This is a genomic window from Anoxybacillus flavithermus (assembly GCF_002742685.1).
Lineage (GTDB): Bacteria > Bacillota > Bacilli > Bacillales > Anoxybacillaceae > Anoxybacillus > Anoxybacillus flavithermus_E.
The window spans coordinates 1-2,100 of record NZ_PEDM01000065.1; the positions used below are offsets into that span (position 1 = coordinate 1).

Below are 2,100 nucleotides of genomic sequence, written 5' to 3' on the forward strand. Positions count from 1 at the left end.
ATCAGGTGTCAAAATCGTTCTTCATGATTTATTATTGCTTGAGTGATGAAGAAAAACAACGTTTTATAGATGACATTTTGACAGAAGGTTCTTCCAAGTTGACGAAAGCGGATTTACAGATCATTGAGATGTTTAAGTCGAAACATATCTCATATGACGAGATGATTAAGATTATAAAGCAATCAAGAGAGCAATAAGGAGTAACGAGGCATGGCTGGGCTGGCGCGCGTGCGCGACAGCAAGGCGTGCCTTTTTGCATATACGAAATAATATTCGTAAGACGAAAAAATGTTCGGTACCGAAATCACGTTCGACAGGTGGCGCGGCCGCCGCGCGGTACGACGCAAGGGTCTCGGGGTTCCCTGCGTCGTGACGCGTCGCCAGCGCCTTTTTGTTTCGTATTTCGTCTTGACATGTTTTTTTCTTGTTGCTAGAATGTACACAAACGGAAACGAAAGGGTGATAAAATGGCTCGTGATATTCGAGTGGCGTTTAAGCTCGCTGAAGACAAGAAGGACTTGCTACAACAGTATGCCGAATCGTATGGCGTTACGATGTCGGGTCTATGTGCGTTTATTATTGGTCAATGGCTTTATAATCAAGAGAAGGTTGCGAAGCCGATCGTTGAGGCTGTGGGGGAAGTAGTTCGTGAAGTCGTGCGGCAGGAATTGAGTGAGGAAAAGGTGAGAGAGTTTGTAAAGGGTGATCTGGCGGAAACAGCCCGAAAGTGAGCGTAGCGAACGTGCCTTGATCGCTGGGTGGCTCCCTTTGGTAAGCTTTGCCGAGGTGTGCGGGAGCGTTTTTCTCCCGCGCACCTCGCCCTTTAGGGTTTCCAAAGGGAGCAGGGTCCCAGTGTCAAGGCTCGGGCGTGGCTCGGCAGCGACACGTAGAGAGGACATGTCGCGACATGCTGGAAGGAGGTGAGGATATGGACAGGTTGGCGGGCTACAAGCGTCGATACCGTGACGCGATGAATGCGCCTAGATCGCGTCGTGACTTTCTGCTCTCGGAGATCATGACGGACATGGAGCGCGAATTTAGAATTCCTCTATTGCGTGAGCGCGCGGAAAAGGAAGTTGATGCGGAGATATTATGTTTTTATAGACTTGTTTCCGATAGTCGGAGTATATAGTCGGGGGTGTCGGAATTGGAAAAAAATCAGTGTCTACCCCCGTCTTGTAACACGGGGGTAGAAAGTACAAGCCGAATCGGTCTCAAGCCTTGTGTAGACTGGCTTCAAGTCACTTTCAAAACAGGGCAAGATTCGATAAAAAAATGTGTCGAAAAACTGGAAAAAATTTATGAGATTTTAGGGTTAAATGAAGCTGAATTTTTCCAACTGAAAAATGGAAAGTATGGATATAAGCAAGGTGTCGCCTTCCAGGGTAATCCTGTCTTGTCGGTTTATTATGATGGCGCTGACGACATGGGAATTCATTTAGAGATGACGGGACAAGGTTGTCGCCTGTTTGAACTTCATACGTCTATTAATTGGCATGAGCTGTTTTATAGATTGGTCTATGAGTACGAAGTTAATATTACAAGGCTTGACGTAGCGATTGACGACTTTGTCGGATATTTTAAGATTAATAGTCTCGTAAAAAAATTGAAGGACAATGAAGTCACGTCACGTTTTAAAAAGGCGCGACATATCGAGAACATTGTCATAGAGGGTGGCGAGACAATCGGACATACGTTGTACTTTGGGTCGCCTTCCAGCGACATACAGATTCGATTCTATGAGAAAAATGTCCAGATGGAATTGGATATAGACGTCTGGAATAGGACAGAGGTGCAACTTCGAGACTTGCGGGCGTATGTCGTGGCGCAGGTCATAGCTGATGATGTCCTGCCGCTCGGTGAGATTGTCGCAGGTATTTTGCGGAACTATATTCAGTTTAGGATAAGAAAGGCGACAGATAAAAATAAAAAAAGATGGCCTTTGGCTCGCTTTTGGTTGAACTTTTTGGGCTGTGTTCAACCTTTACGGATTGCAAAGCAAATGCCAAAGACCAGCATAGAAAAAAAATATCGATGGATTGACAATCAGGTGTCAAAATCGTTCTTCATGATTTATTATTGCTTGAGTGATGAAGAAAA

At 45.3% G+C, this 2,100-nt stretch carries 3 protein-coding genes; all 3 read left to right on the forward strand.

What is annotated here, in order from left to right:
• On the forward strand, nucleotides 1-197 hold a 197-nt coding region (locus CS060_RS14225), incomplete at its 5' end, for a hypothetical protein (protein WP_218963490.1).
• 270 nt (nucleotides 198-467) lie between these two features.
• Nucleotides 468-731 (forward strand): hypothetical protein, encoded by a 264-nt coding sequence (locus CS060_RS13870; protein ID WP_035050340.1) that lies wholly within the window; start codon nucleotides 468-470, stop codon nucleotides 729-731.
• Nucleotides 732-1,147: 416 nt separating this feature from the next.
• Nucleotides 1,148-2,100: replication initiation factor domain-containing protein (locus tag CS060_RS13880; RefSeq protein WP_099669063.1), on the forward strand; the 953-nt coding region annotated here is incomplete at its 3' end.

Excerpts from the sequence above, each read along its gene's own strand:
- CS060_RS13870 (WP_035050340.1), top strand. The coding sequence starts at position 468 with ATGGCTCGTGATATTCGAGTGGCGTTTAAGCTCGCTGAAGACAAGAAG.